Origin of the sequence: Mesorhizobium montanum (assembly GCF_033977145.1) — a bacterium.
Taxonomy (GTDB): Bacteria; Pseudomonadota; Alphaproteobacteria; order Rhizobiales; family Rhizobiaceae; genus Mesorhizobium; species Mesorhizobium montanum.
Genome location: NZ_JAVIJF010000007.1, coordinates 135246 through 160134, shown reverse-complemented (window position 1 = coordinate 160134; position 24889 = coordinate 135246). Strand labels below are relative to the sequence as shown.

Annotated in this window: 24 protein-coding genes; 19 read left to right on the top strand and 5 right to left on the bottom strand. The window is 64.0% G+C overall.

Annotated elements, in window-relative coordinates; all coding sequences use genetic code 11:
- The first annotated feature begins 121 nt into the window (after window positions 1–121).
- Complete coding sequence (leuS, locus tag RFM68_RS11695) at window positions 122–2749, top strand: leucine--tRNA ligase (RefSeq protein WP_320233113.1); 2628 nt, start codon at window positions 122–124, stop codon at window positions 2747–2749.
- A complete protein-coding gene (gene lptE / locus RFM68_RS11690) occupies window positions 2736–3314 on the top strand; it encodes an LPS assembly lipoprotein LptE (RefSeq protein WP_320233111.1) in 579 nt (192 codons plus the stop codon). The genes leuS and lptE overlap by 14 nt, the downstream gene beginning before the upstream one ends.
- A 388-nt stretch (window positions 3315–3702) precedes the next feature.
- Here lptE and fsa read toward each other — a convergent pair whose 3' ends face one another.
- The gene (fsa, locus tag RFM68_RS11685; RefSeq protein ID WP_320233109.1) at window positions 3703–4359 is read right to left on the bottom strand and encodes a fructose-6-phosphate aldolase; all 657 of its coding nucleotides are present in this window, start codon (window positions 4357–4359) and stop codon (window positions 3703–3705) included.
- A gap of 90 nt (window positions 4360–4449) precedes the next feature.
- Here fsa and RFM68_RS11680 point away from each other — a divergent pair, with 90 nt between their 5' ends.
- Window positions 4450–6633 (top strand): primosomal protein N', encoded by a 2184-nt coding sequence (locus RFM68_RS11680; RefSeq protein WP_320233107.1) that lies wholly within the window; start codon window positions 4450–4452, stop codon window positions 6631–6633.
- Between the two features lie 11 nt (window positions 6634–6644).
- Here RFM68_RS11680 and RFM68_RS11675 read toward each other — a convergent pair whose 3' ends face one another.
- Window positions 6645–7100 (bottom strand): PIN domain-containing protein, encoded by a 456-nt coding sequence (locus RFM68_RS11675; protein WP_320233105.1) that lies wholly within the window; start codon window positions 7098–7100, stop codon window positions 6645–6647.
- Window positions 7097–7339, bottom strand: a complete 243-nt coding sequence (locus RFM68_RS11670) for a type II toxin-antitoxin system Phd/YefM family antitoxin (RefSeq protein WP_320233103.1) — start codon at window positions 7337–7339, stop codon at window positions 7097–7099. Before RFM68_RS11670 ends, RFM68_RS11675 begins: the two co-directional genes overlap by 4 nt.
- A 66-nt stretch (window positions 7340–7405) precedes the next feature.
- On the opposite strand from RFM68_RS11670, the gene RFM68_RS11665 reads away from it, so the two are divergent.
- The 8 genes from RFM68_RS11665 to lepB all read left to right on the top strand — a co-directional run bounded on the left by RFM68_RS11665 (window position 7406) and on the right by lepB (window position 15073).
- Window positions 7406–8101 carry an aspartate/glutamate racemase family protein gene (locus RFM68_RS11665; RefSeq protein WP_320233101.1) on the top strand — a complete coding sequence of 232 codons (696 nt, stop codon included), beginning with the start codon at window positions 7406–7408 and terminating at the stop codon, window positions 8099–8101.
- 100 nt (window positions 8102–8201) lie between these two features.
- Complete coding sequence (locus tag RFM68_RS11660) at window positions 8202–8600, top strand: AGROH133_08824 family phage infection protein (protein ID WP_320233099.1); 399 nt, start codon at window positions 8202–8204, stop codon at window positions 8598–8600.
- Between the two features lie 235 nt (window positions 8601–8835).
- Window positions 8836–9396 carry a F0F1 ATP synthase subunit delta gene (locus tag RFM68_RS11655; protein ID WP_320233097.1) on the top strand — a complete coding sequence of 187 codons (561 nt, stop codon included), beginning with the start codon at window positions 8836–8838 and terminating at the stop codon, window positions 9394–9396.
- On the top strand, window positions 9396–10925 hold the full coding sequence (atpA, locus tag RFM68_RS11650) for a F0F1 ATP synthase subunit alpha (RefSeq protein WP_320233095.1): 1530 nt from the start codon (window positions 9396–9398) through the stop codon (window positions 10923–10925). Before RFM68_RS11655 ends, atpA begins: the two co-directional genes overlap by 1 nt.
- A 34-nt stretch (window positions 10926–10959) precedes the next feature.
- Window positions 10960–11853, top strand: a complete 894-nt coding sequence (locus tag RFM68_RS11645) for a F0F1 ATP synthase subunit gamma (RefSeq protein ID WP_320233093.1) — start codon at window positions 10960–10962, stop codon at window positions 11851–11853.
- A 65-nt stretch (window positions 11854–11918) separates the two neighbouring features.
- Window positions 11919–13505 (top strand): F0F1 ATP synthase subunit beta, encoded by a 1587-nt coding sequence (atpD, locus tag RFM68_RS11640; RefSeq protein WP_320233091.1) that lies wholly within the window; start codon window positions 11919–11921, stop codon window positions 13503–13505.
- 95 nt (window positions 13506–13600) lie between these two features.
- Window positions 13601–14008, top strand: coding sequence for a F0F1 ATP synthase subunit epsilon (locus tag RFM68_RS11635; protein ID WP_320233255.1), 408 nt, complete (start codon window positions 13601–13603; stop codon window positions 14006–14008).
- 423 nt (window positions 14009–14431) lie between these two features.
- Window positions 14432–15073, top strand: coding sequence for a signal peptidase I (gene lepB, locus RFM68_RS11630; RefSeq protein ID WP_430694846.1), 642 nt, complete (start codon window positions 14432–14434; stop codon window positions 15071–15073).
- A 102-nt stretch (window positions 15074–15175) separates the two neighbouring features.
- Here lepB and RFM68_RS11625 read toward each other — a convergent pair whose 3' ends face one another.
- Entirely contained in the window at window positions 15176–16762 is a 1587-nt protein-coding gene (locus tag RFM68_RS11625) for a mannitol dehydrogenase family protein (protein WP_320233089.1), read from the bottom strand.
- A 191-nt stretch (window positions 16763–16953) separates the two neighbouring features.
- On the opposite strand from RFM68_RS11625, the gene uxaC reads away from it, so the two are divergent.
- The 8 genes from uxaC to RFM68_RS11585 are packed head-to-tail and all read left to right on the top strand — an operon-like array spanning window position 16954 to window position 24042.
- Window positions 16954–18372 (top strand): glucuronate isomerase, encoded by a 1419-nt coding sequence (gene uxaC / locus RFM68_RS11620; RefSeq protein ID WP_320233087.1) that lies wholly within the window; start codon window positions 16954–16956, stop codon window positions 18370–18372.
- Window positions 18373–18404: 32 nt separating this feature from the next.
- Window positions 18405–19382, top strand: a complete 978-nt coding sequence (locus tag RFM68_RS11615; RefSeq protein WP_320233084.1) for a TRAP transporter substrate-binding protein — start codon at window positions 18405–18407, stop codon at window positions 19380–19382.
- The gene (locus RFM68_RS11610; RefSeq protein ID WP_320233082.1) at window positions 19379–19969 is read left to right on the top strand and encodes a TRAP transporter small permease; all 591 of its coding nucleotides are present in this window, start codon (window positions 19379–19381) and stop codon (window positions 19967–19969) included. The genes RFM68_RS11615 and RFM68_RS11610 overlap by 4 nt, the downstream gene beginning before the upstream one ends.
- A 3-nt stretch (window positions 19970–19972) precedes the next feature.
- Window positions 19973–21253 (top strand): TRAP transporter large permease, encoded by a 1281-nt coding sequence (locus RFM68_RS11605; protein WP_320233080.1) that lies wholly within the window; start codon window positions 19973–19975, stop codon window positions 21251–21253.
- 13 nt (window positions 21254–21266) lie between these two features.
- Window positions 21267–22040 carry a FadR/GntR family transcriptional regulator gene (locus RFM68_RS11600; RefSeq protein WP_320233078.1) on the top strand — a complete coding sequence of 258 codons (774 nt, stop codon included), beginning with the start codon at window positions 21267–21269 and terminating at the stop codon, window positions 22038–22040.
- A gap of 19 nt (window positions 22041–22059) precedes the next feature.
- Entirely contained in the window at window positions 22060–22911 is an 852-nt protein-coding gene (gene kduI / locus RFM68_RS11595) for a 5-dehydro-4-deoxy-D-glucuronate isomerase (protein WP_320233076.1), read from the top strand.
- On the top strand, window positions 22908–23675 hold the full coding sequence (gene kduD / locus RFM68_RS11590) for a 2-dehydro-3-deoxy-D-gluconate 5-dehydrogenase KduD (protein WP_320233074.1): 768 nt from the start codon (window positions 22908–22910) through the stop codon (window positions 23673–23675). The genes kduI and kduD overlap by 4 nt, the downstream gene beginning before the upstream one ends.
- Before the next feature lie 34 nt (window positions 23676–23709).
- On the top strand, window positions 23710–24042 hold the full coding sequence (locus RFM68_RS11585) for a cupin domain-containing protein (protein WP_320233073.1): 333 nt from the start codon (window positions 23710–23712) through the stop codon (window positions 24040–24042).
- 144 nt (window positions 24043–24186) lie between these two features.
- Here the strand turns inward: RFM68_RS11585 and RFM68_RS11580 are convergent, their stop codons facing one another.
- Window positions 24187–24813 carry a LysE family translocator gene (locus RFM68_RS11580; protein WP_320233072.1) on the bottom strand — a complete coding sequence of 209 codons (627 nt, stop codon included), beginning with the start codon at window positions 24811–24813 and terminating at the stop codon, window positions 24187–24189.
- Window positions 24814–24889 lie beyond the last annotated feature (76 nt).

The following is a 24889-nucleotide window of genomic DNA, read 5'->3' as shown; positions in this document are numbered from 1 at the left end:
TGGTCATGCCGGCCTGCCGCAGTTGACGGGTCTGGCAATCCATGGTGAACACCGCGTCGACATTTCCCGGCTGCCGGCCGTGTCCGGCGCCCAGTGCCTGCTTTTAAGTGAAAAACATCCGATGGCAACCGAACGTTACAATCCGCGCACGTCAGAGCCCAAATGGCAGAAGGCCTGGGCCGAAAAGAAGCTGTTCGAGGCCAGGAACGACGATCCGAAGCCGAAATACTACGTGCTCGAGATGTTCCCCTATCCGTCGGGCAAGATCCATATCGGCCATACCCGCAACTACACGATGGGCGACGTGGTTGCACGCTACAAGCGCGCCAAGGGCTTCAACGTCCTGCATCCGATGGGCTGGGACGCTTTCGGCATGCCGGCCGAAAACGCCGCCATGCAAAACAAGGTCCACCCCAAGGACTGGACCTACGAGAACATCGCCGTCATGCGCGAGCAGCTCAAGATGATGGGCCTGTCGCTCGACTGGGCGCGCGAGTTCGCGACCTGCGACGTCGACTACTATCATCGCCAGCAGATGCTGTTCCTCGACTTTGTCGAGAAGGGGCTGGTGACGCGCAAATCCTCCAAGGTCAACTGGGACCCGGAGGACATGACCGTGCTCGCCAACGAGCAGGTCATCGATGGCCGCGGCTGGCGCTCGGGCGCGCTGGTCGAGCAGCGCGAGCTGACGCAGTGGTTCTTCAAGATCACCGACTTTGCGCAGGACCTGCTGGACTCGCTCGACCGGCTCGACGAATGGCCGGAGAAGGTCAAGCTGATGCAGCACAACTGGATCGGCCGTTCGGAGGGGCTGCTGATCCGCTGGCCGCTGGCCGCACCGGTTGGCGACACGCATGAACTGGAAGTCTACACGACCCGGCCCGACACCATCTTCGGCGCCTCCTTCATGGCGGTCGCCGCCGACCACCCGCTGGCCAGGAAGGCCGCCGAGAGCAATGTCGAGCTGGCCAAGTTCATCGAGGAGGTGCGCCATATGGGCACCTCGGTGGCCGCGCTCGAGACGGCCGAGAAGAAAGGTTTCGACACCGGCATCCGCGTCGTCCACCCGTTCGACGAGAACTGGACGCTGCCCGTCTATGTCGCCAATTTCGTGCTGATGGAATACGGCACCGGCGCCATTTTCGGCTGCCCGTCGGGCGACCAGCGCGACCTCGACTTCGCCAACAAATACGGCCTGCCGGTGATCCCCGTAGTGATGCCGGAAGGCGAAAATCAAGGAAGCTTCCAGATCATCGAGGAGGCCTATGTCGACGACGGCGTGATGATCAATTCGCGCTTCCTCGACGGCATGAAGCCGGAGCGGGCGTTCGACGAGGTGGCGAAGCTCCTGGAGCAAAAGACGATCGGTGGCCGGCCGATGGCGGAGCGCAAGGTGAATTTCCGCCTGCGCGACTGGGGTATTTCGCGCCAGCGCTATTGGGGCTGCCCGATCCCGATGATCCATTGCGAAGCCTGCGGCGTGGTGCCTGTGCCGAAGGCCGACCTGCCGGTAAAACTGCCCGACGACATCGAGTTCGACCGTCCCGGCAATCCGCTCGACCGCCATCCGACCTGGCGGCATGTGAAATGCCCGCAATGCGGCCGCGATGCGCGGCGCGAGACCGACACGATGGACACTTTCGTCGATTCGTCGTGGTATTTCGCGCGCTTCACCGCGCCGTGGGCAAACGAGCCGACCGAGCCGAAAGCGGCCGACGAATGGCTGGCGGTCGACCAGTATATCGGCGGCATCGAGCACGCGATCCTGCATCTGCTCTATTCGCGCTTCTTCACCCGCGCCATGCGCGAGACCGGCCACCTGAACCTTGCCGAACCGTTCAAGGGCCTGTTCACGCAAGGCATGGTGGTGCACGAGACCTATCGGGTCGGCGGCCCGTCCAACAATGGACGCTGGCTATCGCCGAGCGAGGTCAGGCTCGAGGATTTGGGCGGCAAGCGCCGCGCCGTCGAAATCTCCACCGGCGAGGAAGCGACGATCGGCGCGCTGGAGAAGATGTCGAAGTCGAAGAAGAACACGGTGAGCCCGGAAGAGATCACCGACGGCTACGGCGCCGATACGGCACGCTGGTTCATGCTGTCGGACTCACCGCCGGAGCGCGACGTCGAATGGACCGATGACGGTGCGGCCGGCGCGCACCGCTTCGTGCAGCGCATCTGGCGCCTGGTGCAGATCGCGGCCGAGCAGCTTCCCGGCGTCAAGCCGGTGACAGCGAAGGATGGCGAGGCGGGCGCCGTTTCCAAGACCGCGCACAGGATCCTGAAGGCGATCGGCGAGGACATCGAGAAGCTCGGCTTCAATCGCGCGATCGCCCGCATCTATGAGCTCGCCAATGCGCTGGCGACGCCGCTCAACGACGTCGCCGAAGGCAAGGCCGATGCTGCGCTGAAGGGGGCCTGCCGCGAGGCGGTGGAGATCATGGTGCACGTCATCGCGCCGATCATGCCGCATCTGGCGGAGGAATGCTGGCAGACGCTGGGCGGCACCGAGATGGTCGCCGAACGGCCCTGGCCGGTCTACGATCCGGCGCTGGTCGTCGACGACGAGATCGTGCTGCCGGTGCAGGTCAACGGCAAGAAGCGCGGGGATTTGACAATTGCCCGCGACGCGGATCAAGGTGCCGTCGAAAAAGCGGTGCTGGCCCTCGACTTCGTGCAAAAAGCGCTGGAAGGTAAGGCCCCGCGCAAGGTGATCATCGTGCCGCAAAGGATCGTCAATGTCGTTGCCTGATCCGGTGAAGTCACAAGCGGCCCTCCTGCGCGGCCGCTTGGCGGTTTGCGGCATGGTCGCCGCGCTGGCGCTGGTCTCGGCCTGCACGGTGCGGCCGCTTTATTCCAGCCAGCCGCTGTCGCCCGGATCGCAGCTCAGCCCATCAGCCGAACTGGCCTCGATCTCGATCAAGCCGGTCAACACCCGTTACGCCCAGCAGGTGCGCAACAATCTGATCTTCGCCTTCGGGCAAGGCTCGGGCGAGCCGGCCTCGCCGGCCTATACGCTCGATCTCGGCGTTGCAGAACTGGTCGAATCGGCGGCCATCGTCCAGGTGCAGACCGAGGAAGACGAGCCGACGGCGGGTACGGTGACGCTGACGGCCAACTATGTGCTGAGGGACACCACCGGCGCGGTGGTTGCCGTCGGCAAGCGCTCGATCCCGTCGTCCTTCGACCGGCCGCGCCAGGAATACGCGGCCTACCGCGCGCAGATCGACGCCGAGAACCGCGCCGCGCGAGAGCTTGCCGATCTGCTGCGGCTTTCGATCGCCCAGGACCTGGTCAAGCACGGCAAGAATGCTTAGTTCCTCGCCGGGGATTGGCTGAAGCCTCCCCAACCTCGTCATCCCTGGGCGGAGCAGCCGCGAAGCGGCGTCGCGGAGACCCTGGGATCCATTCCGTGACCTTGATCGAAGGGTGCCGCGGAGCAGAATTCTGCACCGTTGCAACGCTCGTATTTCACGGAATGGATCCTCGGGTCTGCGCGCGTCGCTTCGCTCCTTGCTCCGCCCGTGGATGACGATCACGATGGGCGTTCCGGCCAATCGCCAAGGCATGCCACCTGCCAAGGCATAGGCACTTTGCCACGCAGAAGGCCGGTCGCCCGGCCTGCTTCGCTACTCAGTAGCTTTTTGCCTTGCGCAATTCCCGGACGGAAAATCGTTATACACTTTTCCTGGAATTGCTCCGGCTTCAGCTGATCTTCTGGCCGGTCTTGGCCCAGTCGGCGAGGAAGGCGGCGAGGCCCTTGTCGGTCAGCGGGTGATTGACCAGCGCCTTCAGCGTCGCCGGCGGCGCGGTGATGATATCGGCGCCGATCAGCGCGGCCTGCTTGACGTGGTTCACCGTGCGCACCGAGGCGGTCAGGATCTCGGTCTTGAAATCGTAATTGTCGTAGATGGTGCGGATCTCGGAGATCACCTCCATGCCGTCCGAGCCGGTGTCGTCGATGCGGCCGACGAAGGGCGAGATGAAGGAGGCGCCGGCCTTGGCGGCGAGCAGCGCCTGGTTGGCCGAGAAGCAGAGCGTGACATTGACCATGCGGTTCATCTCGGTGCGGATGGTCTTGCAGGCCTTCAGGCCGTCCAGTGTCAGCGGCACCTTGATGACGACATTCGGCGCGATCTTGGCCAGAATCTTCGCCTCGGCCATCATGTCCTTGAATTCGGTCGCCACGACCTCGGCCGAGACCGGGCCTTCGACGATGTCGCAGATCTGCTTGGTGACTTCGGAAATCTTGCCGCCCGATTTCAGGATCAGCGACGGGTTGGTGGTGACGCCATCGAGCAGCCCCAGATCGTGCAGCTCCTTAATTTCCTTGATGTCAGCGGTATCGACAAAAAACTTCATGGCTGTCTCCTTGGGGATTGCCCGGCGCCGGCCAGGCAGATGCGAGGGTCCCCTTTGATCTAGAGCAAAGTCGGGGCAAGGTCACGCCCGATGATCGAAGATTCGCCCTTTGTCGCGGCCGCGCCTGTGCTGGTGCCGATGCCGGCCGAACGGCCCTACACCTATGCCGTGCCGGCAGGCATGCGCGTGGTGCCGGGCTCGATCGTGCGCGTGCCGCTGGGGCCGCGCCAGGTCGCGGGCATCGTCTGGGACGGCGCGGTCGAGACGGTCAACCCGAAGAAACTGCGACCGATCGAAGAGGTCTTCGACTGCCCGCCGATCGACAGGGGCATGCGCCGCTTCGTCGACTGGATCGCGCAATACACGCTGTCGGCCCCCGGCATGGTGGCGCGCATGCTGCTGAGGGCGCCGGAGGCTTTCGATCCGGAGCCCTGGATCGAAGGATTGCAGCGAACGCTGGCCGAACCGGACCGATTGACGGATGCGCGGCGACGCGTGCTGGAGACTGCCAAAGGCGGGCTGGCCTGGACGCGCTCGGGGCTGGCGCATGCGGCGGGCGTCTCCTCGACCGTGATCGACGGCCTAAGGGCACAGGGCGTGTTCGAGACGGTGATGATCCCGCCGCGTCCGGTGGTGGCTGCACCCGATACAGGCCACGCCATGCCGGAGCTGATGCCGGATCAGAACGTTGCGGCAGAGAAGCTGCGCGCGGCCATCGCGGCCGATGCCTTCAATGTCACCCTTCTCGACGGCGTCACCGGATCCGGCAAGACGGAAGTCTATTTCGAAGCGGTGGCGGCGGCGCTCGACAAGGGCAGGCAGGTGCTGATCCTGTTGCCCGAGATCGCGCTGACGCATGCTTTCCTCGAACGCTTCCAGGATCGCTTCGGCGCCAAGCCGGCGGAATGGCATTCCGACCTGCCGCCCCGGATGCGCGAACGCGTCTGGCGGCAGGTGGCGGAAGGCGGCGTGCGCGTCGTCGCCGGCGCGCGCTCGGCGCTGTTCCTGCCGTTCAAGCAACTCGGCCTGATCGTCGTCGACGAGGAGCACGACCCCGCCTACAAGCAGGAAGACCGCGTGTTCTACAATGCGCGCGACATGGCGGTGGTGCGCGGCCATATCGGCGGCTTCCCGGTCGTGCTTGCCTCGGCGACGCCGTCGGTGGAAAGCCGGGTCAATGCCAGCCAGGGCCGCTACGACCGGGCCGTGCTGTCGTCGCGTTTCGCCGAAGCGGCGCTCCCCGACCTGAAGTCGATCGACATGCGGCGCTCGCCGCCGGCGCGCGGCGGCTTCCTGTCGCCGGTCCTGGTGGAACAGATGCAGCGCACGCTTGAGAGACAAGAGCAGTCGCTGCTGTTCCTCAACCGCCGCGGTTATGCGCCGCTGACGCTCTGCCGCGTCTGCGGCCACCGCTTCGGCTGTCCTGTCTGTTCGGCCTGGCTGGTCGAGCATCGCTTTCGCGGCCAGCTCGTCTGCCACCATTGCGGTCACAATGAACGGCGGCCGGAAGCCTGCCCGGAATGCGGCACGCTCGATCACCTGGTGGCCTGCGGGCCGGGTGTCGAGCGCATCGCCGAGGAAGTGGTGGGGCATTTTCCGGATGCCCGCACCATCGTGCTGTCGTCCGACCTTCTGGGCGGCGTGCGCCGGCTGAGGCTCGAACTGGAAGCGGTGGCCAATGGTGAGGCCGACATCGTCATCGGCACGCAGCTTGTCGCCAAGGGCCACAATTTTCCCGGCATGACCCTGGTCGGTGTCGTCGATGCCGATCTGGGATTGGCCAATGGCGATCCGCGCGCCGCCGAGCGCACCTTCCAACTGCTCAGCCAGGTGACGGGTCGCGCCGGCCGCACCGGCAAGAAGAGCCTTGGCCTGCTGCAGACCTACCAGCCCGACCATCCGGTGATGCGGGCGATCGTCTCGGGCGATTCGGAAGCCTTCTACGAACGTGAGATCGCCGAGCGTGAACGCGCGGCGCTGCCGCCGTTCGGTCGACTCGCAGGCATCATCATCAGCGCCGCGACCCGTGGCGAGGCCGAAAGCCATGCGAGGGCCTTAAGGCGCGCCGCGCCCACCGCCTCCGATCTCTTCGTGCTCGGCCCGGCCGAGGCGCCGCTGTCGCTGATCGGCGGCCGCCACCGCTTCCGCCTGCTGGTGCAGGGCGAGCGGCGCGCCGACATGCAGGGTTTCATCCGCGCCATGCTGGCGGATGGACCAAAGCTGCGCGGCTCGGTGCGGGTGCAGGTTGACATCGACCCGCAGAGTTTTTTGTGAGAATGGGATGACTACTCGGGGTTCGGTGGGTCTTGCAGGATATTCCAGCACCAAACGCCAAGCGCCTCAAAATGCCTGATGTTTGCCGTTATCACAGTGAGTTCGTTGGTTGCCGCCGTAGCCGCGATCAATATGTCCGCCAGACCCGGATTCTTTCCTTGTGCGGAGGCAGCTTCCTCCATTTGACCCGCTCTTCGCCCTATATCGGCGTTGACCGCTAGAATTTGATCGGCAAAGTCTTCGATAGTTTCGTTAAGCCAAGCATTGAGACCCTCGGCGCGTTTTGTGGCCCCGGCGCGAGCCAGCTTGCATATGCTTTTCTCGATTTCGGTGATCGCCATAACCGGTATGAAGAGTGTTTGCTTTGCGCCTTGGCTCACGATCCAGTTGGCGATGTCTCTTGCAAGCGGCGGCCTTCCAGGCGCGAATGCCGATAAGATGGAAGTATCGATAAGATAGCCACTCAAAGGTCGACATCCCGCGACGGTGACTCGTTCCTTTCAAGTTCGATTCCCCCCGGATAGGTCAGAAGGAACTCTCCAAAGTTTCGATGCTTGGCCGGATAAAGCTTTTGCAAGTCCTCGACCGAAACGATAGCCGCCGCTGGCTCACCATGCTTTGTGATAATGGTGGGCTTACCGCTCTCCGCGGCCGCGACAAGTGCCGAGAGCCCTGCCTTGGCCTCCCGAAGCTGGACGGTTTTCATGGCGACCTCGCTTGTAGTCTCATGTAGTCACAATATGGCGATCGCATCGGAAAGGAACAAGTCCTCATGAAAACCCTCGGCCTCATCGGCGGCATGAGCTGGGAATCGACGGCGATCTATTACCGCCTGCTCAACGAGATCGTGCGCGAGCGGCTGGGCGGGCTGCATTCGGCGAAGCTCTTGCTGTGGTCGTTCGATTTCGCCGAGATCGCCGAGCGGCAGCATGCCGGCGACTGGGAAGGCGCCGCCGTTCTCCTGGTGGAAGCCGCGCGCAGGCTGGAGGCGGGCGGCGCCGAGGGCCTGGTGATCTGCACCAACACCATGCACAAGCTGGCCGATGCGGTGCAGGCGGCCATATCTGCGCCGCTCATCCACATCGCCGACGCAACCGGGCGCGCCGTTGTCGATGCGGGCGTGAAACGACCGGCGCTGCTCGCGACACGCTTCACCATGGAGCAGGATTTCTACAAGGGCCGGCTCGCGGACAAATACGGGCTGCAGCCGGTCGTGCCGGACCAGGCCGGCCGCGACATGGTGCACAAGGTGATCTATGACGAGCTCTGCCAGGGTGTCGTCAGATCCGAATCGAAATCCGCCTACCTCGACGAAGTCGGCCGGATGCGGCGCACCGATCAGGTGGACGGCGTCATCATGGGCTGCACCGAGATCACCATGCTGATCGGCCAAGGCGATTTCGACGTTCCGGTGTTCGACACAACGCGCATCCATGCCGAGGCCGCGGTCGATTTCGCGCTTGGCTGACACTCGGCTGCTCGAAAATAGCTGACGCCCATCTGGCGCATGTCTTTAGCTTGGCTAGAATGCCCCGGATTTCTGCGACGTTCATTTCAAAGAGAAAGTTATGGAATTTTCGATTCTGTGGCCGATCAATCAGGTCCAATGGGGAGCGTGGTCAAGCGCAGCCATCACGTTTGTGTTCGGCCTGCTGATGTTTCTGGCGCCGCGGATCGGCTTCAGGATCAGGCGACTGCAACCCGTTGGGGAAAAGCCGGAAGCGATCGCTGAAGGTCGCGCCACCATGGCAGGCTTCTATCTCGGTGTCAGCTTGTGCTGCCTTATTTTGGGGCCGCAACTCTTTTTATTCATGGCCCTCGGGTTCTCATGGCTGTTTACGGCATTCGGCCGCTTGCTGGCCATGATGTCGGACGGAGCCAATACGCCTTACAACTGGGTCTCGGTGGTTGTCGAACTGGTATTGGCGTCCGCACCGCTCGCCCTTGCCTTCGGCTTTGAAGCCTGAATCTGGAACTAAGGGTTGGCCTCCGCCGCCCGATGCGACAAAAGTGCCTGAAAAGCATGCCGGACGATGCATTGCGGTCTTAAAAAGCCTGTGCTAGACGGCAATCGACTTTCGACCGGGGATAGCGGAAGCCGCGCCTCCGTGCTTGGAAAAATGCAGTAAGGTCAAAGATTTAGCCAGAGTTTTCGCTCGCGCCAACAATCTGCGGCCTGTCAGACAAGAGAAAAGACGGTCCGTGGCCCAATCGTCATCGCCAATCTCAGCTGTCGCAGAACGCTATGCAGGCTCGCTGTTCGAGCTCGCGCTGCAGGACAATTCCGTCGCCAAGGTCGAGGCCGACCTCGCCAGCTTCGAGGCGATGCTCAATGGCAGCGACGATCTTTCCCGGCTGATCAACAGCCCGGTGTTTTCCAGCGAGGACCAGGCAAGGGCCATCGCCGCCATCGCCGACAAGGCCAATATCACCGGCCTGGTCGGCAATTTCCTGCGCGTCGTGGCCAAGAACCGCCGCCTGTTCGCGGTGCCCGGCATGATCAAGGCGTTCCGCCAGATCGCCGCCGAGCATCGCGGCGAGGCTTCCGCCGAGGTCACCTCGGCGCATGAACTGACAGCGGCGCAGCAGACTGAACTCAAGGCGGCGCTGAAGAGCATCGCCGGCAAGGACGTGGCCATCGCCGTGACCGTCGATCCGTCGCTGCTCGGCGGCCTGATCGTCAAGATCGGCTCGCGCCAGATCGATACGTCGCTCAAAACCAAACTCAATTCGCTCAAGCTTGCACTGAAAGAGGTCGGCTGATGGACATCCGCGCCGCGGAAATTTCCGCAATTCTGAAAGACCAGATCAAGAATTTCGGCAAGGAGGCGGAAGTCTCCGAAGTCGGTCAGGTTCTGTCCGTCGGTGACGGCATCGCCCGCGTCTACGGCCTCGACAATGTCCAGGCCGGCGAAATGGTCGAGTTCCCCGGCGGCATCCGCGGCATGGCGCTCAACCTCGAAGCCGACAATGTCGGCGTCGTCATCTTCGGCGCCGACCGCGACATCAAGGAAGGCGACACCGTCAAGCGCACCGGCGCCATCGTGGATGCGCCTGTCGGCATGGGCCTGCTCGGCCGCGTCGTCGACGCGCTCGGCAACCCGATCGACGGCAAGGGCCCGATCAAGGCGACCGAACGCAAGCGCGTCGACGTCAAGGCGCCCGGCATCATCCCGCGCAAGTCGGTCAACGAGCCGATGTCGACCGGCCTCAAGGCCATCGATGCGCTGATCCCGGTCGGTCGCGGCCAGCGCGAGCTGGTCATCGGCGACCGCCAGACCGGCAAGACCGCCATCATTCTCGACACGATGCTCAACCAGAAGGCGGTGCACGACAACGGACCGGAGAAGGAAAAGCTCTACTGCGTCTACGTTGCCGTCGGCCAGAAGCGCTCGACCGTCGCGCAGTTCGTGAAGGTTCTCGAAGAGCGCGGCGCGCTTGAGTATTCGATCATCGTTGCCGCTACCGCCTCCGATCCGGCGCCGATGCAGTTCCTGGCGCCGTTCACCGCCTGCACCATGGGCGAATATTTCCGCGACAACGGCATGCACGCGCTGATCAGCTACGACGATCTGTCGAAGCAGGCCGTCGCCTATCGCCAGATGTCGCTCTTGCTGCGCCGCCCGCCGGGCCGCGAAGCCTATCCGGGCGACGTCTTCTATCTGCACTCGCGCCTGCTCGAGCGCGCCGCCAAGCTCAATGACGACAATGGCAACGGCTCGCTGACCGCGCTGCCGATCATCGAGACGCAGGCCAACGACGTGTCGGCCTACATCCCGACCAACGTGATCTCGATCACCGACGGCCAGATCTTCCTCGAGACCAACCTGTTCTTCCAGGGCGTTCGTCCGGCCGTCAATGTCGGCCTGTCGGTGTCGCGTGTCGGCTCATCGGCTCAGATCAAGGCAATGAAGCAGGTCGCCGGCTCGATCAAGGGCGAGCTCGCTCAGTACCGCGAAATGGCTGCCTTCGCGCAGTTCGGCTCCGATCTCGACGCCGCCACGCAGCGCCTGCTCAATCGCGGCTCGCGCCTGACCGAGCTTCTGAAGCAGCCGCAGTTCTCGCCGCTGAAGACCGAAGAGCAGGTCGCGGTGATCTTCGCCGGCGTCAATGGCTATCTCGACAAGCTGCCCCTCAACCAGGTGAGCAAGTTCGAGCATGGCCTGCTCAGCCACATGCGCTCGGCCGGCAAGGACGTGCTCGACGGCATCCGCAAGGAGAAGGCGCTGTCGGACGATTTGCGCGCCAAGCTCAAGGCCGAGATCGACGCTTTCGCCAAGACCTTCGCCTAACAACAAGCCGGACGCACGGGATCAGGTTTGAAGCATGCCTTCACTAAAAGACCTTCGTAACCGTATCGCCTCGGTCAAGGCGACGCAGAAGATCACCAAGGCGATGCAGATGGTCGCCGCGGCGAAGCTGCGTCGCGCTCAGGAAGCGGCGGAAGCGGCGCGTCCCTATTCCGAGCGCATGGGCGCGGTTCTGGCCAACATCACCCAGGCGATCGGCGGCGGCGGCGATGCTCCAGCGCTGATGACCGGCACCGGCAGGGACGACGTGCATCTGCTCATCGTCTGCACCGCCGAGCGCGGCCTGTGCGGCGGCTTCAACTCGCAGATCGCCCGTCTTGCCCGCGACCATATCCGCAGGCTTCTGGCCGACGGCAAGCAGGTCAAGATCATCTGCGTCGGCAAGAAGGGTTACGACATCCTGCGCCGCGACTATGCCTCGATGATCCTCGAGCGCGTCGATCTGCGCGAGGTCAAGACGCTGGGCTTCGTCAACGCCGACGCAATCGCGCGAAAAGTCATCCACCTCTTCAACGAGGGCGGCTTCGACATCTGCACGCTGTTTTATTCGCAGTTCAAGTCGGTGATCAGCCAGATCCCGACAGCACAGCAGATCATTCCGGCGGCGACCGCAGCCGCGACTGCTCCCGAGACGACCAGTAGCGGCAGCGGCAACGCCGTCTACGAATACGAGCCGGAGCCGGGCGAGATCCTCTCCGACCTCATACCGCGCAACATCGCGGTGCAGATCTTCCGGGCGCTGCTGGAAAACGCAGCCGGCGAGATGGGCGCCAAGATGAGCGCGATGGACAATGCGACGCGCAATGCCGGCGACATGATCAACAGGCTGTCGATCACCTACAACCGCCAGCGGCAGGCGCAGATCACCAAGGAACTGATCGAAATCATTTCGGGCGCCGAGGCGCTCTAAGCGCCGCGCGGGGTCATACCCCGACGAGCTGCGTGAACAACGGATAGACGAAAAGGGCAAAGACGATGGCGAAAGCAGCTACCCCGAAGACCGCCGCCAAGGCGGCACCGGCCGCCAAGGAAGCGGCAGCAGCCGTGAAGGCCGCTCCGGCGAAGAAGGCAGCGGCCCCCGCGAAGGCGGCAGCACCGGCCAAGCCAGCCGCTGCGAAGTCGGTGAGCGTTGCGACGAAGAGGGTCGGCGCCGCCGGCAAGGTTCGCCAGGTCATCGGCGCTGTCGTCGACGTGCAGTTCGAAGATCATCTGCCGGCCATTTTGAACGCGATCGAGACAACCAATGTCGGCAACCGCCTCGTGCTCGAGGTTGCCCAGCATCTCGGCGAGAACACAGTGCGCTGCATCGCCATGGACTCGACCGAAGGCCTGGTGCGCGGCCAGGATGTCTATGACACCGGCGCTCCGATCACCGTGCCGGTCGGTCCGGGCATGCTCGGCCGCATTATCAACGTCATCGGCGAGCCGGTCGACGAGGAAGGCCCGGTCGACGGCGTCGAGATGCGCGCCATTCACCAGCCGGCCCCCGCCTATGTCGATCAGTCGACGGAAGCGCAGATCCTGGTCACCGGCATCAAGGTTCTGGACCTGCTTGCACCCTATGCCCGCGGCGGCAAGATCGGCCTGTTCGGCGGCGCCGGCGTCGGCAAGACCGTGCTGATCCAGGAACTGATCAACAACGTCGCCAAGGCGCATGGCGGCTTCTCGGTGTTCGCCGGCGTCGGCGAGCGCACCCGCGAGGGCAACGACCTCTATCACGAGTTCATCGAATCGGGCGTCAACAAGAAGGGCGGCGGCCAGGGCTCGAAGGCAGCACTGGTTTATGGCCAGATGAACGAACCGCCGGGCGCGCGCGCCCGCGTCGGCCTGACCGGCCTGACGGTCGCCGAGTACTTCCGCGACCAGGGCCAGGACGTGCTGTTCTTCGTCGACAACATCTTCCGCTTCACCCAGGCGGGCTCGGAAGTGTCGGCGCTGCTCGGCCGTATCCCTTCCGCCGTGGGTTACCAGCCGACTTTGGCCACCGACATGGGCGCGCTGCAGGAACGCATCACCACGACGACCAAGGGCTCGATCACCTCGGTGCAGGCGATCTACGTTCCGGCTGACGATCTGACCGACCCGGCGCCGGCGACCTCGTTCGCCCACCTAGACGCCACCACCGTGCTCAATCGCGCGATCTCGGAAAAGGGCATCTATCCGGCCGTCGACCCGCTGGATTCCACCTCGCGCATGCTCGACCCGATGGTCGTCGGCGAAGAGCACTACCAGGTCGCCCGCCAGGTGCAGTCGATCCTGCAGCGCTACAAGTCGCTGCAGGACATCATCGCCATCCTTGGCATGGACGAGCTGTCGGAAGAGGACAAGCAGACCGTTGCCCGCGCCCGCAAGATCGAGCGCTTCCTGTCGCAGCCGTTCTTCGTCGCCGAAGTGTTCACGGGCGCGCCGGGCAAGCTGGTCGACCTCGCCGACACCATCAAGGGCTTCAAGGGCCTCTGCGCCGGCGACTACGACCACCTGCCGGAAGCCGCCTTCTACATGGTCGGCGGCATCGATGAAGCGGTCGAGAAGGCGCAGCGCCTGGCGGCTGAAGCGGCGTAAAGAAGCGAATAGCGAATAGGGAGTAGCGAATAGGGAAATACGGGCGCAGCGAGTTTGTTCTCGCTACTCGCTATTCCCTACTCGCTAATTTGATGATGGCTGAAGCTTTCAAGTTCGAACTGGTCTCGCCGGAACGGCTGCTCGTTTCCGAGCAGGTCGAGTCCGTCGTCATCCCGGGCGCCGAAGGCGAGATGACGGTGATGGCGCAGCATGCGCCGGTCATGACGACGATCCAGCCCGGCGTGGTCACCGTGAAGGCGGCTTCCGGCAAGGAAGACCGCTATGTGGTGTTCGGCGGCTTCGCCGACATCCTGCCGTCCGGCTGCACGCTGCTTGCCGAATCGGCCGTTCATGTGAACGACATCGATCGCGCCGACCTAGCCCGCCGCATCCAGGACGCCAAGGAAGACGCCGCCGACGCCAAGGACGACATGGCACGCAGCCGCGCCGAGCAGTTCCTCGGCCAGCTCACCACGCTGGAAGGCGCGCTGCTGCCGGCCTGATCGCGCCCAAGGCACGAGATTGAAAAAGCGGGGCCTGCCCCGCTTTTTTATTTGCCCCGTTTTCTCGTTTGATGGACAGTCCGGCTGCCTTGGGGGGTACCGATGACGGAACAGGTAACGCAACCAGAAGCGGCCTCGCGATCGATGTGGTCGTCTGCCCTGATAGCGGCCTTTGGCGGCCCGTTCGCCGGCTTCCTGTGGATCGGCGCCGGCAGGCTTGCCGTCATCAGCCTTATCGCTGTCACTGCCGCCAGCATTGCGATTTGCTACATCGGCTTCCCGGTGTTGCCGGGCATCGATCTTGCCATGATCGGCAGATACTCAGGCTTCGGCTTGATGATCGTGTGGGCAGCGATCGTTGGCCCCCTGGCGCGCTGGTTCAAGCCGGACAAATGGTATGCGCAAGGCGTTTCGGTATTCGTGATGGCGTTTTACGCCACCATCGTGGCCGGGTTTATCGTCCGCACGTTTCTGTTCCAGTCCTTCTCGACGCCGGCCGGCAGCATGGTGCCGACGCTGCTGGAAGGGGACTATTTCTTTGCCGCCAAATTCGCCTATGGTTACAGCCGCTACAGCGATCCTTTCGGACTGTCGACTTTCGAGGGCCGGGTGTGGGGCGCCGAACCCCAGCGCGGCGACGTCGTGGTGTTCAAATTTCCGCCGGATCCGAGTATCGACTACATCAAGCGCGTCGTCGGCCTGCCGGGCGAAAAAATCCAGATGGTCGAGGGGGTCCTGCACATCAATGGCGTGCCGGTCGAGCTTGAGGATATCGGTCCGTATGCATCCGAGGCTTCCGGAACCGCTAGATTGCAGCGCGAGACCCTGCCCAACGGCGTTTCCTATTCAGTGGTCAACCTCACCGACAATTCAATAGGTGACAACACGCGCGTCTTCGAAGTGCCCGAGGGGCACTATTTCATGCTCGGGGACAATCGCGACAATTCCTCCGATAGCCGGTTTACGGTCGGGTTTGTTCCCTATGAAAATCTGGGAAGCAAAGTCGTGCGCCTGTACTGGAATTCCAAGGGAACCGACTATTCACTCCGGCAGATCGTGCACTGAACCCGGTGGTGGCTGTCGAAGCACGATAACCCGGTCGCGGGCATGCTTCCGTGGCAGGTCGTGAACGGGTCGGCGGGCAACTAGCTTGCCGTACCCTCCGCGCTAACCAGTCGATCCGGGTTCGGCGCCGATGCCGAGCGCGGCGAGGGCCAGTTTCGGACCGCCCTGTTTGAGATGAACAAGGTGGGTGGCGACAAACTCGATCAATTTCTGTCGTTCCGGATGACCCTTGGCAAAGCCGGCGAGATCGAAGACGGCTGCCGCCATTTCTGCCGTCGGCAGGTTGCGTCCGAACAGGTCGTTGAGGGCGGCATCGAGCGGGTCGGTGAAATGGCCCTCGGGCAAGGTTCCGCCGCGCGCGGCGCATGCGGCGATCCAGGCGGCGACAACCAGCGACAAATGTTCCGGAAGCAGGCCCGCCTCCAGCCGGGCAAGGGCGGAGGCGACGATGCGCTGCGGCAGTTTCTGGCTGCCGTCGTTGGCGATCTGCGCCGTGCGGTGGGCAAGTGCGGTATTGGAAAAGCGCGCGGCGAGCTCGGCCGTGTAGGCGATTGTGTCGAGCCCGGCATCCTGCGGTAATGTTGGAATGGCCTCGGCCCAAAGCCAGTCCACGAACTGCCGGATCGCCGGATCGGCAAAAGCGCGGTCGACGGTGGCGTGGCCGCTGAGCAGGCCAAGATAGGCGATGCCGGAATGCGCGCCGTTGAGCAGTCTGAGCTTCATATCCTCGAAAGGGCCGACATCCTCGACCATAGTGACCCCGAATTTTTCCCAGGCCGGCCGGCCGGCCGGGAAACGATCCTCGATCACCCATTGGCAGAACGGCTCGGTCATCACCGGCCAGGCGTCTTCGGTCCCGAGCTGTTGCGCAATGCGCTTGCGGTCGGTATCCGTGGTTGCCGGCACGATACGGTCGACCATGCTCGACGGGAAGGCCACATCATCGGCGACATAGCCGGCTAATGTCCTCTCGCCAGCGCTGCCATGGGCGGCATCGCCCTGGCGGGCGGCCTCGGCATCGCCCTGTCGGGCGAGCCCGGCATCATCCTTGCGGACGAGCCGTGAATCGCGCAGCTTCGCGAACTCGATCAGCAGCCGGTGCAGCGTGGCGCCGTTGGCCGGCAGGTTGTCGCAGCAGAGCACGGTGAAAGCCGGCGCGCCGGCCGCGCGTCGGCGCGCGAGCGATTCGGCGAGAAATCCATGCGCCGTCTTCGGCGATCCGGGGTTGGCGAGGTCGTGCACAATATCGGGGTGCGCGCTGTCGAGTGTGCCGTCGGCTGCCCTGAGATAAGCCTTTTCGGTGATGGTCAGGGTGACGATGCGGATGCGCGGATCGGTCAGCGCCGCAAGCACCGCGCAAGGGTCCTCCGGGGCGACGAGCAAGGACTGGATCGAGCCGATCACCTGCAATCGTTCGCCGGCGCTGGCCCTGATCGCCAGCGTGTAGAGCCCGTCCTGCGGCGTCAGCGCATCGCGTGTGTCGGGGCTGCGCAGCGAGACGCCGACGATGCCCCAATCGGTCTCGCCGTCGGCCAGGCAGGCATCGACATAAGCCGCCTGATGGGCGCGGTGAAAGGCGCCGACGCCAAGATGGACGATGCCGGGCGTCACGGCGCCGCGATCGTAGCGCGGAATGGCAATTGCGCCCGGCAGTTTCGCGATTGTGGCGTTGGAAAGACGGCTGGTCATTGGCGTTTGAAGTCTCCGATCGGCGCATCGGCCGCTCGCTGGGCCGCAATGGGACGGCAGCGGCGTAGCACCCGTCGCCGCCCCGTACAATGGCCGCGCTCTGTGCAAAAGTCATCATACAACTTGGCGATTTTTGTATGTTGACATTATCTCCGACCGATCTACCAATAGGCCAGCCTGGGAGGAGCCGAGTGGCGCCACTGACCGATCCGGACCTGCTGTTCGCGCCGGAAACGCGATCATTGTGCCGCGCCCTTTACGCGGGTGTGAAGGACCTGCCGATCGTCAGCCCGCATGGTCACACCGATCCGCGCTGGTACGCGCTCAACGAGCCGTTTCCCGATCCGGCGCAGTTGCTGATCGTGCCCGACCATTACATTTTCCGCATGCTGTTCAGCCAGGGCGTGCGGCTGGAAGAGCTCGGCGTTCCGACGCTCGACTTCCCGACGCTCAATGGGGCGCCGGTCGAGACCGACGGCAGGACGATCTGGCGGCGCTTCGCCGAGCATTATTATCTGTTTCGCGGCACGCCGACGCGGCTCTGGCTCGACCATGTGTTCGAGCACCTGTTCGGCATCGGCGAGCCGCTCAACCCGGTTACCGCAGACCGCCATTACGACACGATCGCCACGCTGCTGCAACGCGACGACTATCGCCCGCGCGCGCTGTTCGACCGCTTCAACATCGAGGTGATCGCCACCACCGAGGGCGCGCTCGACGACCTAAAATGGCACCGGGCGATCCGCGACAGCGGCTGGAACGGCCGTGTCGTCACCGCCTACCGGCCGGATGCCGTGGTCGATCCCGATTTCGAAGGTTTCCCGGCCAATCTCGATCGCCTCGGCGAAATCACCGGATGCGATACCGGAACCTGGGAGGGCTATCTCGACGCGCATCGAAAGCGCCGCGCCTATTTCAAGGAATTCGGCGCGACCTCGTCGGATCACGGCCACCCGACCGCCGAGACCGCCAATCTTTCCGAAGCGGCGGCCGGGGAGCTGTTCAACCGCATCCGGCACGGCTCCGACGATGAACGCGAACGGCGGCTGTTCCGAGCGCAAATGCTGACCGAGATGGCCAAGATGAGCCGGGACGACGGCCTGGTGATGCAGATCCACCCGGGCTCCTGGCGCAATCATTCGCCGGCTATTTTTCAGAAATTCGGCCGCGACAAAGGTTTCGATATCCCGACCAGAACCGATTATGTGACGGCGCTGAAGCCGCTGCTCGACTGCGTCGGGCTGGAGCGCGACCTCACAATCATCCTGTTCACGCTCGACGAGACAAGCTACGCCCGCGAGCTGGCGCCGCTTGCCGGCGTCTATCCGGCGCTGAAGCTCGGGCCGGCCTGGTGGTTCCACGACAGCCCGGAAGGCATGCGCCGCTTCCGTGAGATGACCACCGAGACGGCGGGCTTTTACAACACGGTCGGCTTCAACGACGACACGCGCGCTTTCCCGTCGATACCGGCGCGCCACGATATCGCGCGCCGCGTCGACTGCGCGTTCCTGGCGCGGCTGGTCGCTGAGCATCGCCTGCGGGAGGAGGAGGCGCACGAGCTGGCGCGGGAGCTTGCCTACACGCTTGCCAAGAAGGCGTACCGGCTCTGAGCCGGCGCCCATGATTTAAAAGGGAGGAAGTCATGTTGCGTATTTCGAAATTGCTGGCGGCGACATTCGCCATCGGATCCTTGATGGTCGGGGCCGCCGCGGCCGAGACGGTGCTGCGGTCGTCCGACACCCACCCCGACGGCTATCCGACCGTCGAAGCGGTCAAATATATGGGCGAGCTGATCAAGCAGCGGACCAATGGCCGCTATTCGATCGAGGTCTATCACTCGGCGCAGCTTGGCGAGGAGAAAGACACGATCGAGCAGACGCAGTCCGGCGTCATCGACCTTGACCGCGTCTCGATGGGTCCGTTCAACGGCATCGTGCCGGAGACGGCGGTCCCCTCGCTGCCCTACATGTTCCGTTCGGTCGAGCATATGCGCCACGTCATGGACGGGCCGATCGGCGACCAGATCCTGAAGGCGTTCGAGGCGCACAACCTCGTTGGTCTCGCCTTCTACGATTCCGGCGCGCGCTCCTTCTACAACACCAAGAAGGACATCGCCTCGATGGCTGACATGAAGGGCATGAAGTTCCGGGTCATCCAGTCGGATGTCTTCGTCGACATGGTCAACGCGCTCGGCGCCAACGCCACGCCGATGGCCTATGGCGAGGTCTATTCGGCGCTGCAGACCGGCGTCATCGATGGCGCCGAAAACAACTGGCCAAGCTTCGAATCCGCCAAGCACTACGAAGTCGCCAAGCATTATACACTGGACGAGCACCAGATCGTGCCGGAAGTGCTGGTGATGTCGAAGGCGAGCTGGGACAAGCTGTCGCCGGAAGATCAGGCGATCGTAAGGCAGGCGGCCAAGGACAGCGTCGTCAAGATGCGCGAGCTGTGGGACGCGCAGGAGAAGAAGTCGCGCGACATCGTCGAGAAGGCCGGCGTCAAGGTCAGCGAGATCGACAAGCAGCCGCTGATCGATGCCATGAAGCCGGTCTACGACAAATATCTGGCGACGCCGGAGCTCAAGGAGCTGGCGGCGCGGATACAGGCCACGAAATGACCGGAACGGGCAGTACATCTGGCGGCGCGGGGACTTCCGCGCTGCCTTCGCGCCAATCGGCTTCGAGGCGGTTCTGGCTGGGCGTGGAGCGACTGCTCTCGGGCGTTGCCCGCGTGGCGCTCTGGGTCAGCGGCGCCGGACTGACATTGATGACCATCATCATCGCCTGGCAGGTGTTCTCGCGCTATGTGCTCAACCGCTCGCCAAGCTGGACCGAAGCCTCCGCTGTGCTGCTGATGGGCTGGTTCATCTTTCTCGGAGCCGCGGTCGGTGTGCGCGAGCGCACGCATCTCGGATTCGACGTGCTGCTCTATTTTCTACCGAAGCCGGCCAAGGCGGTTCTGCGCACGATTTCCGATGTCGTCGTGCTGGCGTTCGGGGGCGGAATGATCGTTTACGGTGTCCAGCTCGCCAGGCTGACCTGGAACACGGTCATGCCGTCGCTGCTTCTGCCCGGCGGCGTGAGCTTCCTGCCGGTCATCCTCGGCGGCGCGCTGGTCTGCCTGTTCTCGCTCGAGCGGCTCGCGGGGCGTTTCGCCGGGCTCCCGGTCGACGTCGACATCCATGCAACCGGCGAGGAGATGTAAGCCGTGGCGCTGACCGTACTCTTCGGCACGTTCGTCTTCCTGCTGATCATCGGCACGCCGATTGCTTTCTGCCTTGGCGTGGCGAGCTTCGCGACGATCATCGCGCTTGGCTTGCCGCCGGTGGTCGTGTTCCAGCGGCTCAACTCGGGCGTCAGCGTCTTTTCGCTCATGGCCATCCCGTTCTTCATCTTCGCCGGCGACCTAATGGTGCGCGGCGGCATCGCCGCCCGGCTGGTGGCGCTCGCCGGATCGTTGGTCGGGCATCTGCGCGGCGGGCTCGGACAGGTCAACATCGCGGCATCGACGATGTTCGGCGGCATCTCTGGCTCGGCCGTGGCCGACGCGTCCGCCGTCGGCGGGCTGATGATCCCGCAGATGAAAGCGCGCGGCTACGGCATCGACTATGCCGTCAACATCACCTCGGTCGGCTCCATCATCGCGCTACTGATACCGCCCTCGCACAACATGATCATCTATTCGATCTCGGCCGGCGGCCGCATCTCGATCGCCGACCTTTTCACCGCCGGCGTCATACCGGGCCTGCTTCTGGCACTTTCGCTGATGATAACCGCCTATTGGGTGGCGAGCCGGCGCGGCTATCCGACGGAGCCCTTTGCTGGCTTCGGCCGGGCGCTGCAACTGCTCGTCGCCGCTATTCCCGGCCTCATCCTGATCGCCATCATCTTCGGCGGCGTGCGCTCCGGCATCTTCACCGCCACGGAAAGCTCCTGCATCGCCATCGTCTACGCGTGCCTGGTGACGCTCATCATCTACCGGTCGATGAGCTGGAACGACTTCGTCGCCGCCACCACCGCCGCGGTGCGCACGACGGCGATGGTGCTTATGATCATCGGCTGCGCGGCGGCCTTCGGCTGGCTGCTTGCCTATCTGCGGGTGCCGGCGGCGCTGGTCGCTTTCCTGCAGGCGATCTCCAGTGACAAGCTCGTCATCCTGCTGCTGATCAATGTGGTGCTTTTGATCCTCGGCACGTTCATGGACATGTCGCCGCTCATCATCATCACCACGCCCATCTTCCTGCCGGTGGTCATGGCTTATGGCGTCGATCCGGTGCATTTCGGCGTCATCCTGATCCTCAATCTCGGCATCGGCCTTTGCACGCCGCCGGTGGGAGCGGTGCTGTTCGTCAGCTGTGCCATCGGCCGCATTCCGATCTGGACGGCAATGCGCTCTATCTGGCCATTCTACGGAGCTGCCTTCGCGGTGCTGATGCTTGTCACCTATGTGCCGGAAATTTCATTGTGGCTGCCAAGCCTGTTCCACTAGGAGGTCACCCCAGGTGTCCGATACCGCAAACGACCTCAGGGTCGAGAGAAAACCCAAGCTGTCGGAAACCGTCGTGGTGGCGATCCGCAGGCAGCTTCAGGCGGGCGAGATCATGCCCGGGCACAAACTGCCGACCGAGGGCCAGCTGACCGAAACCTTCGGCGTCAGCCGCACGGTCATCCGCGAGGCGCTGGCCAAGCTTGCCGCCGACGGCCTGGTCGAGCCGCGGCAAGGCGCCGGCGTCTTCGTCACCGAGCATATCTCGACGAGCTTCGGCGTGCTCGCCGCCGACATGGGCAGCAAGGATTCCATCGCGCTCAACGTGCTCGAGGTGCGGCTCGCCATCGAGATCGAATCGGCCGGGCTTGCCGCCATCCGTCGCAACGCCGCGCAGGAGGCGGCGATCCAGGAGGCCTTCTTCGAGTTCGAGCGGCTCCTGCTTGCCAGTCAGCCGACCGGCCCGGCCGATCTCGCCTTTCACCGGGCGATCGCCAGCGCCACCAACAATCCGTTCTATGTCGAGATGCTCGACGTGCTGGGACGCCGCGCCATTCCCTGCGACGTGACCTCGCCCTGGTCGACCGAGATCGCCCAGTCCGACGAATACCAGCGCGGCCTGCAGCGCGAGCATCTCGTCATCCTCAATGCGATCTCGGCGGGCGATGCCGAAGCCGCGCGCGAGGCAATGCGCGCGCATCTGACCCACAGCCAGCAGCGCTATCGCGAGCGGTTGCAGGCAAGGCAGGCCTATTATGCCAATTCGCTGAAAGCCGCATCGACCGACTGACCGTCAGCCAAGGGTAGACATGGACCATAAACACACCGAGTTTTCGTCGCGCTTTGCCATCGATCCCGTCGCCGCCTCGGCCATGGGGACGGACGAGCTGCGCCACCATTTCCACATCGAGAGGCTTTTCCAGCCCGGCCTCGTCAGCCTGACCTACACGCATTACGACCGCATGATCGTCGGCGGCGCCATGCCGGTGGACAAGGTCCTGCCGCTCGAGGCGATCAAATCGACCGGCACCAGGGCGTTCCTCGACCGCCGCGAGCTGATCGCCGTCAACATCGGCGGCGCCGGCACCGTCACCGCCGACGGTCTGCCTTACGAAATGGCGGCGCGCGACATGGTTTATCTCGGCATGGCCACGCAGGCGGTGTCGTTCGCCTCGGCGGATCCGGACAAGCCGGCGAAATTCTACCTGCTGAGCGCGCCGGCGCATCAGACCTATCCCAGCCAGCTGATCCGCATCGGCGACGCCAAGCGGCTCGACCTCGGCAGCCAGGCGACCAGCAACGAGCGCTCGATCTTCCAGTTCATCCATTCCGATGGCGTGAAGACCTGCCAGCTCGTCGTCGGCATGACGCAGCTGGCGCCTGGATCGGTGTGGAACACCATGCCCTGCCATGTGCATGACCGGCGCATGGAGGCCTATCTCTATTTCGACCTTGCCGAAGGCCAGCGGGTCTTCCACTTCATGGGCGAGCCGGACGAGACGCGCCACATCGTCATGCGCAACGAGGAGGCGGTGCTGTCGCCGGGCTGGTCGATCCATTCGGGCGCCGGCACATCCAATTACGCCTTCATATGGGCAATGGCCGGCGACAATGTCGACTACACCGACGTCGACCAGGTGACGATGGACCAGCTCAGATGAGCGATCTTTCCACCTTCAGCCTCACGGGCAAGCGCATCCTCGTCACCGGCGCCAACACCGGTATCGGCCAGGGCATAGCCGTGTCGGTTGCGCGCGCCGGCGGCCTCGTCATCGGCGTCGGCCGCTCGGCGATGGATGACACGGCCGGGAAAGTCGCGGCCGTGGGCGGCAGCTTCGAAGCGGTGGCCGCCGATCTTGGCGATCCCGCCGGGGCCTCCGAGATGCTCGGCCGGGTCTGGGACGAAAGCGGCCCGCTTGACGGCCTGGTCAACAATGCCGGCATCATCCGGCGCGCCGATGCGGTCGACCTTAGCGAAGCCGATTGGGATGATGTTATCGACATCAATTTGAAGACGGTCTTTCGCCTCTGCCAGGGTTTCGCAAGACGCGTGCTTGCCGAACCGGAACGGCGCGGCAAGATCGTCAACATCGGCTCGGTGCTGAGCTTCCAGGGCGGCATTCGTGTCGCCTCCTACACCGCCTCGAAGCATGGCGTGCTCGGCCTCACCCGTCTGCTCGCCTGCGAGTGGGCGCAAAAGGGCATCAACGTCAACGGCATCGCGCCGGGCTATATCGAGACCAACAACACCGAGGCGCTGCGCGCCGATCCCGACCGCAGTGCCGCCATCCTCGGCCGCATTCCCGCCGGCCGCTGGGGAGCGCCCGCCGACATCGGCGACGCGGCGGTGTTTTTGCTGGCGCCGGCGTCGGACTACATGCATGGCGCGGTGGTGCCGGTCGATGGCGGCTGGCTGGCGCGGTGACCGCTTCCCGCCAATTTCGAACGGACGTTGAGCGATGACCGACATTTTTTCCCATGCAGGCGAAAAAGCCTGGGAGCCGACGCCGGACGGCAACAGGCGGCGCATGCTGGTGCACACCGATGAATTGATGATGGTCGAGTTCGCCTTCGAAAAGGGCGGTGTCGGGGCGCTGCATTCGCATCCGCATGTCCAGGCAAGCTATGTCGCCGAGGGGCGCTTCGAGGTGACCATCGACGGCCGATCGGAGATCCTGGAGACGGGCGGCAGCTTCATCGTGCCGTCCAACCTCGTGCACGGCGTCAGGGCGCTGGAGGCCGGACGGCTGGTCGACAGCTTTGCGCCTCATCGGGCCGATTTCCTCGGCTGAGTTATCCGCCTTTCAAAGGAAAAGCCCGCGCCGTAAAGCGCGGGCTTGTTGCCTAAGCCGCGGTACTCAAACATCGCCGCAGGAGGGCAACGGTGCCGCAGCAGGGTAAAGATTAGTTTAACGGCTGCGACAGGCGGGCACGTCTCACCGCTGCTGCAGCGCCAGGCGTATGCCGAGCGCGCAATAGATGCCGCCGACCGCCTTGCCCTGCCATTTCAGCACTGCCGGATTGCGGCGCAGGAAGGAGCCCAGGCCGCCCGCGCTGACGGCGAAGACAACCGTGCTGAAGAGCCCGAGCAGGACAAAGATGGTGCCCAGGATCATCAGCTGCAGGACGACGAAACCGCCTTGCGGGTGCACGAATTGCGGCAGGAACGCGAGGAAGAACAAAGCGGTCTTCGGATTGAGCACCTCGGTCAGGATCGCCTGCCGGAAGGCTTTGCCCGCCGAGATGGGCAGCGTCCTGCCCGCCAGATCGGCCGGCGCCTTTTCGAGAATGGCGCGGATGCCGAGGTAAACGAGATAGGCCGCGCCGATATATTTGATGATGCTGAACAGCATCGCCGAGGCGGCGATGATGGCCGAGATGCCGACAATGGCCATGATGGTGTGGATCACATCGCCCGCCGCGACACCGGCGCCGGTGGCAATGCCGACCTTGGTGCCCGAGCTCGTCGCCCGCGCGACCGTAAGCAGCGTCGCCGGCCCCGGGATGAAGACGAAGCCGAGCACCACCGCGATGTAGGTGACGAGCGTGGCGGGGTCGATCATGTGAAGGCTCCTTTGCGTCGGCTGCTGTCGGCAGCCGACGGCTCCAAATCATAGCACTGGAGAACGCGCCGGCGGA

Excerpts from the sequence above, each read along its gene's own strand:
- leuS (WP_320233113.1), top strand. The coding sequence starts at position 122 with ATGGCAACCGAACGTTACAATCCGCGCACGTCAGAGCCCAAATGGCAG.
- lptE (WP_320233111.1), top strand. The coding sequence starts at position 2,736 with ATGTCGTTGCCTGATCCGGTGAAGTCACAAGCGGCCCTCCTGCGCGGC.
- fsa (WP_320233109.1), bottom strand. The coding sequence starts at position 4,359 with ATGAAGTTTTTTGTCGATACCGCTGACATCAAGGAAATTAAGGAGCTG.
- RFM68_RS11680 (WP_320233107.1), top strand. The coding sequence starts at position 4,450 with ATGATCGAAGATTCGCCCTTTGTCGCGGCCGCGCCTGTGCTGGTGCCG.
- RFM68_RS11670 (WP_320233103.1), bottom strand. The coding sequence starts at position 7,339 with ATGAAAACCGTCCAGCTTCGGGAGGCCAAGGCAGGGCTCTCGGCACTT.
- RFM68_RS11665 (WP_320233101.1), top strand. The coding sequence starts at position 7,406 with ATGAAAACCCTCGGCCTCATCGGCGGCATGAGCTGGGAATCGACGGCG.
- RFM68_RS11660 (WP_320233099.1), top strand. The coding sequence starts at position 8,202 with ATGGAATTTTCGATTCTGTGGCCGATCAATCAGGTCCAATGGGGAGCG.
- atpA (WP_320233095.1), top strand. The coding sequence starts at position 9,396 with ATGGACATCCGCGCCGCGGAAATTTCCGCAATTCTGAAAGACCAGATC.
- RFM68_RS11645 (WP_320233093.1), top strand. The coding sequence starts at position 10,960 with ATGCCTTCACTAAAAGACCTTCGTAACCGTATCGCCTCGGTCAAGGCG.
- atpD (WP_320233091.1), top strand. The coding sequence starts at position 11,919 with ATGGCGAAAGCAGCTACCCCGAAGACCGCCGCCAAGGCGGCACCGGCC.
- RFM68_RS11635 (WP_320233255.1), top strand. The coding sequence starts at position 13,601 with ATGGCTGAAGCTTTCAAGTTCGAACTGGTCTCGCCGGAACGGCTGCTC.
- lepB (WP_430694846.1), top strand. The coding sequence starts at position 14,432 with ATGGCGTTTTACGCCACCATCGTGGCCGGGTTTATCGTCCGCACGTTT.
- RFM68_RS11625 (WP_320233089.1), bottom strand. The coding sequence starts at position 16,762 with ATGACCAGCCGTCTTTCCAACGCCACAATCGCGAAACTGCCGGGCGCA.
- RFM68_RS11615 (WP_320233084.1), top strand. The coding sequence starts at position 18,405 with ATGTTGCGTATTTCGAAATTGCTGGCGGCGACATTCGCCATCGGATCC.
- RFM68_RS11610 (WP_320233082.1), top strand. The coding sequence starts at position 19,379 with ATGACCGGAACGGGCAGTACATCTGGCGGCGCGGGGACTTCCGCGCTG.
- kduI (WP_320233076.1), top strand. The coding sequence starts at position 22,060 with ATGGACCATAAACACACCGAGTTTTCGTCGCGCTTTGCCATCGATCCC.
- kduD (WP_320233074.1), top strand. The coding sequence starts at position 22,908 with ATGAGCGATCTTTCCACCTTCAGCCTCACGGGCAAGCGCATCCTCGTC.
- RFM68_RS11585 (WP_320233073.1), top strand. The coding sequence starts at position 23,710 with ATGACCGACATTTTTTCCCATGCAGGCGAAAAAGCCTGGGAGCCGACG.
- RFM68_RS11580 (WP_320233072.1), bottom strand. The coding sequence starts at position 24,813 with ATGATCGACCCCGCCACGCTCGTCACCTACATCGCGGTGGTGCTCGGC.